This window comes from Burkholderia sp. HI2714, from assembly GCF_002223085.1.
In the GTDB taxonomy this organism is placed as follows: Bacteria; Pseudomonadota; Gammaproteobacteria; order Burkholderiales; family Burkholderiaceae; genus Burkholderia; species Burkholderia lata_D.
Map to the genome: position 1 here is coordinate 1 of NZ_NKFM01000096.1, position 5520 is coordinate 5520.

At 57.5% G+C, this 5520-nt stretch carries 5 protein-coding genes; 1 reads left to right on the top strand and 4 read right to left on the bottom strand.

The window, feature by feature from the left end:
• Nucleotides 1–277: IS3 family transposase (locus CFB82_RS40830; protein ID WP_143751071.1), on the top strand; the 277-nt coding region annotated here is incomplete at its 5' end.
• A 182-nt stretch (nt 278–459) separates the two neighbouring features.
• On the opposite strand, the gene sctA is transcribed toward CFB82_RS40830, so the two are convergent.
• The 4 genes from sctA to sicA all read right to left on the bottom strand — a co-directional run bounded on the left by sctA (nt 460) and on the right by sicA (nt 5382).
• A complete protein-coding gene (gene sctA / locus CFB82_RS40835; protein WP_218829097.1) occupies nt 460–1638 on the bottom strand; it encodes a type III secretion system needle tip protein SctA in 1179 nt (392 codons plus the stop codon).
• Between the two features lie 122 nt (nt 1639–1760).
• Complete coding sequence (locus tag CFB82_RS40840) at nt 1761–3098, bottom strand: IpaC/SipC family type III secretion system effector (RefSeq protein ID WP_089487874.1); 1338 nt, start codon at nt 3096–3098, stop codon at nt 1761–1763.
• Between the two features lie 17 nt (nt 3099–3115).
• Nucleotides 3116–4882 carry a type III secretion system translocon subunit SctE gene (gene sctE, locus CFB82_RS40845; RefSeq protein ID WP_089487875.1) on the bottom strand — a complete coding sequence of 589 codons (1767 nt, stop codon included), beginning with the start codon at nt 4880–4882 and terminating at the stop codon, nt 3116–3118.
• The gene (gene sicA / locus CFB82_RS40850) at nt 4879–5382 is read right to left on the bottom strand and encodes a type III secretion system translocator chaperone SicA (RefSeq protein ID WP_089487876.1); all 504 of its coding nucleotides are present in this window, start codon (nt 5380–5382) and stop codon (nt 4879–4881) included. The genes sctE and sicA overlap by 4 nt, the downstream gene beginning before the upstream one ends.
• Between the last annotated feature and the right edge of the window lie 138 nt (nt 5383–5520).

Consider the following 5520-nt stretch of genomic DNA (forward strand, 5'->3'; position numbering starts at 1 on the left):
GCGCCAACTGAAAGCCTACGACATGACCTGCTCGATGAGTCGCAAAGGGAACTGCTGGGATAACGCCCCGACGGAAAGCTTCTTCAACAGTCTGAAAAACGAACGGGTTCACGGGCAACGGTATACGACGCACGCCGAAGCGAAAGCCGATCTGTTCGAATACATCGAAGTGTTTTACAACCGGAGGCGCCGCCACTCCACGCTCGGTCAGGTGTCGCCAACCCAGTTTTTTCACGACTGGCTCCGCACGCAGGACGAGCAAAATCTGGCAGCATAACGACTCGCCCTTGGTGCGCGAAAAACCGGGGGAAGCTCACCCTACAAGTGGCTCAATTTTCGGTCGGCGTAAACAGACAACTACCTTGACGCGCACCGCACACCGGCTCAGCAACCGCTGGTCGCCTGATCATGCCGCCGGCCCCGTACACCACATTTGACTTTAACTCCTTGAATCTCCCATCAACCTTGCAGGAAGGACTTGCATGTTTCCGTGCAAGAGCTGATGGTGCTACTGAGCACCTTGACCAGATTGTCGTACAGCGAGTTGGAGTTGTTGTACTTCTGAGTCAGGGTTTGCAGCGTAGTTTTCAGGTTTTCTTCCTGGGCCTTGAAACCGGACTGCCAAGCCTGAAATTTAGCGTTATCCAGCCCTACATTGCCGTCCTTGTCAGCGCTGCCCAAGCCGCCCAAGTCGCGCATCATAGTATCGATCGGTATCATATCCACAACTACAGCGTATTTTCCGCTGCCTGCGGGGAACTCCTTGACGCACGAACGCGGCAAACCCAGTGTATCGCCCCACTCTTCGGCCTTCTCCTTGCTAGCGCCTTGCAGGCTGCCGGCGCTGTTCTTGGCTGGGAACAACACGCCAGCCGTGCTTGGCAGGGAGAACCTGTCACGCAATTTTTGCAGTTCGTTCTTGAGGGCAGTGACATTCAGCTTGACCGAGTTGCCATCTTTACCGGGGGTGATCCAGCCACCCATTTTGGACAGAATGTCGCTGTAGGCCTTGTAGAATTCAGTGTACTGGGCAACGACGTTTTCATAGACCCCAAGGTAGTCCTTACCGATGTCGCCTATATATTCGGCTATCTTTACCCAAAGCTGCGCGTCGCTATCGAAAACCGCTTTGCCGAGGCTATCGTTCAACTTGGCCGGGACACCCGGCGGAAGCTTGGAATGCTCCGCCTTCAGCTTCAGCTGCGTTCGCTGCTCCGACGTCAACCCAGTGTCGGACTCCGTCAAACCCCTCAGCCCGTTGACCAGCTGTTGAGTGACCAACGTGCGCTCAGCGCGATAGTCCGGGGCGGCCAATTGCGTCCGATGAGAGAAGTCCGGGGCGGCTTGTTCCCGCTCCGCGCGAGCAGCCTGAGCGGAGTCGCCAGGGAGCGGAGGGGCCGCAGTCCGCGACCGTGGCCGGTCCAACAAGGCATCGGTCCGCTTCTTTTCGCCTTGCAGCAGCTCGCCTAACGCATTCACCTTATCTTGCACATAGGTCAGCGCCAACAAAGTCGCACTCGATGGCGTCGCCGTTGCCGGCACCATGATTTCGGGATCGCTAGAAGATGGTTGCTGCTGCGTTGCGGCGGTACTTGATGGAGTGAACTGCGATGGATTGGTGTTGGAGATGCTCAGCATTACATTTCCTTGACGTACGCCCTCACGCCGCAGCATCGCTACAGGAGCCGTCACAGCGCGATGGTGAAAGTGGCTATACCTCCCCGTTGGTCTGGCCGGCGGGGAGGTGGGAGAATTGCGGATCAAATGCGTCCGGCGCTGGAACCCATTGCATCCATGGCGTTTTGCTGCGCCTCCCTCATATTTCTCAACATCTCTTGCTGAAGATTGCGCAGCTCTCGGCTATTTTCATTGGCATCATCCGCCGCCGTACTCGCTACGCGGCTGTTCGCCTGCAGGATCTGCTGATCCGCCCGCTCCAACGTGGCGTCATATTCTGCAGAACCACGAGCGATGGAGCCAACGGATTGAGCGCTGGCGGAGACTGCTTGACCTTTCGCATTGACTCGGTCAGCCTTGAGGTTGTTCAGTTGAAACTGCCTGGACTCCTCGGTAAGCTCTGCCGACAGATCGGAAGTCACACTATCCAGCGCCGCTTGGTTCTTAGTCGATAGCTGCTTATCGCTTGAATGCAGCTTCACCGCGTCGCTGCCCATACGATCCGTCGCACCAATACCGCTGTTGCGCGAAGGAGCCGGCAGATGTGCCGGGACCGCGCCATTATTCGATACCCCAGGAGATATCTTAGGTAGTTCGGTCACGGCGTCGACATGGTCCGCACCCATCTTGACTTGAGCTTGGCGGGCCAAACTGCCTTGGGCGCCCTGAAGCTCAGACGTTATGCCATCCATCTTTGCCTTATTATTGGCAAGCGCGTTGCTCTTAATATTTGCTGACTTCACCTGCATTGCGGTGCCGACGGCGGTCACCGCGCCGGTAAACGCGGCCCCGCTGATCGCGCCAGCCAAGATGCTACTACCTTCGCGGCGCTGTGAACTGGCTGCCGACTGCACCAACTCGTCATTCAAGTTGATATTGAATTGACGCAACTGATTGGCCGACTGGAACAGAGACAGCAGTAGCTCCAATATTTTTTGGAAGCTCTTGCCGGACCGATGTTCAAGATCCTTGATGCTAAACGCCAAATTCTCCTGCTGCGTTTCGCCATGAACGTCTTTGTTCTGCTGCGACTGACTGACCGCAGTCGCCTGCGACAGCGCGGTGTTGACAATCTCGCTTAGCTCGCTGGCCACACTGTCCAGACCTTCCTCACGCAAAGACTGGCGCGTCTGTGCCAGCTCGTCCTGAACAGCCTGCTTCGAACCATCATAGGCGTCTTTCACGGTCAAGTATGCCACCGACTTCGCTTTCTGAACCGAGCTGGCAGCGGGCTCCGTCAGCTGCGGAACGCCCATCACCGAGGCGGTCGCCACGGTGTCTGCGCCGGCCCTTTGCATCACAGCGTCGACGTCCTTAATATTGATCGATGATTCGCCGACACGCGCCTTGCCTTCGCCGCCCTGCAGCTTGCTGTAGTCGATGAGTCGTGCCGAGATGGGAGACTGATTTACTTTGGTCATGTTGAACACTCCTGATATCAAGCGTCGGTGCGGCGCAAAATAAAGCGTCCAGCAACGGCGTCTTCCTGCAGCGCGTTAGACAAGGCCGTATGAAGTTCCTGGGTTAATTTTTGTTTGTCCGTATAGGACTCCACCGCCTCTTTGAGCCACTTCTCGATCTGGTCCATGGCCGCACGCGCCAGCTTGAAATCTGCCATAGCCTCGAGCGCGTTTTTCATGAACACGCCTTGCGCCACGCTACCCCCCATCTGCGTGGCTGCCTGGGTCGCCTGGCCGCCGATCGCTACTTTATTGAGTGTATTGGCCATCATTTCCTTGCCGAGCGCGTCTGTGCGCAAGCCGATCTTGGTACCGGCATTGCCCAGCGCGTTGGCCAGGCGCTGCGCGCCCTGGCTCAACAGCTTGCTGCCTCCCTTGGCCACTTCCTTGAGCACGCTTGGCACAATTTTCTTGATGGCGTCACCCAGCAGCTTGCTTAGCGCGCCGCCCAGCTTGGCTGCCGCCCCCTTGCCAACCACGGCGACAACCACCATCGCTGCGACCATAGCCACGGCTGCCAGCACTGCGCCGACAATGGAACCCACCAGCTCAGCAGCTTTCTTGTCGATCCCCGCCGCCTCCAAGGCCTTCGTGATGGCTTTGCCAATCAACTCCATCAAGGGTTTGAGCACGTGCTCCATCAGCGGCTTCAATGCTTCCTGGATGAAGGACATCCCAGTAGTGGCTTTAACGATCTCGTCCGCCACCATCAATGCAACGCCCACCGCGGCCAGTGCCAAGCTAGCGCCGCCGGTAAACGCCGCGGCCACGACACTGACGATAGTCAGTAGCGCGCCAAGAATCTTGCCAATGCACCCCATGATGCGATTGAGCTCTTCCGCCTTGCGCACTTCTTCCTTGTACTCAGCGGACTTCTTCTCCATTTCCTTCTGACGGCCTTCCTGCAAAGCTTGGAATGTGGCCAGATCGCTCTTCAGACTTTCTTCGCTGTTCTTGCTCACCAGCTCCAGGAACATAGCCATCATCTTGGTCAGCTTGGCGGTGTTGGAGAGGTTATCCAGCTCGCCTTTTTGAACAGTCTCATTCTTGATTCCCAGACCTTGGGCTTGGCTCAGGAGCTTGTCTGCGCTCCGACCGTTGGTAACAGCTAGCTCATGCGCTTGCATGGACTCGGCTTCAGCCTGAACGACTGCCTGCTGGGCTTGGTTGACTTCGCCTTTGGCCTGACTGCGCTCGGCCAGCGCTTGGGCATAACCCGGGTCATCAGTAGACATGCCATCCAGCTTAGCCTGCGCCTGGGCCTTCTTCTGCTTCGCTACATCCAGCACGTCTTTGGCACCGTTCAGATTGCCCAGCGCGGACTGGTACGCCTCGGTGGCGCGCTCAGCCTTTTCCAGCGCCGTTTGCAACTCTTGGGACAAGTGCTCACCCATAGCCTTTTGCGCCTCCATCATCGCCCGCCAAGTGGCCAGACGGCTCTCCAGCTGCGACTGCGACACATCCCCCAACAATTCGATCAACTGCCCAAGCAGCAAGGCTAGCTTGCCGGAACCATTCAACTCCTCTTGGGCCTTAGTGGTGGGCTGCGTCAATTGCGGCGTGATCAGGTCGCTTCGCAGCTTGGCCGATCCAGCGTCTTCGCTGACACGCATCGCAAACAGCGCCTGCGCAGACTTTTGCGCGGCATCGACGAACTTCTCGCTTGCCTGCGTGCTGCCTGCCAATGCCTTCGCCAGTTCGGCGCCGCCAAGATTGAAGCCCTGACCAACAGTCGTGCTTTTCATGTTTGCTCCTTTTCCTGCTGACGGGATTGCTCGTCCTTCGCCTCCGCCAAACCATCCAGATACGCTTGGGCCCTAGCGCGCAGTGCCTCGTCGGCGCTTCGCTCGCACACCAGCTCGAAACACTGCTTGGCCTTCGCCGCCTTGCGCATGAACAGCTGACACTGCCCGGTGAAAAACACCGGCCGGTAGTCACCCTTGCTCAGGGCGAAGGCCACAGCGTACAAGTCGCAAGCCTTCTGGAACTGTTTCTTGAGCTGGCAAACAGCGGCAAGTCCAATAATGTAATCGGGGTTGTAGAAGTCGTAGATGCAGAGGAAGCGAAAAAAGGTTTCCGCCTCGTCGAGCCTTCCCTTGTGGTAAAAATCGTAAGCATGGGCATACAGACCTTCCATCATGTCACGCGGAATGCCATGCACGTCCTTCAGGGTTGCCCCCGAACTCACGGCCTCCCAGACAATCTCCGCAATACGCTCTTCGCTGACATTGTCTTCGGTTTGCATCAACATCTCCTAGAGGTGGCGCCGCTTGTTCGGACAGGGTCCCGAGATTTTTAAGTGGAACCGTCGGAGCAGTCATGCTGCCGATTTGATCGCAGGCAGCGTCGCGAAGTATGCCTCATCCGGCGTCCGGTCTTCCAG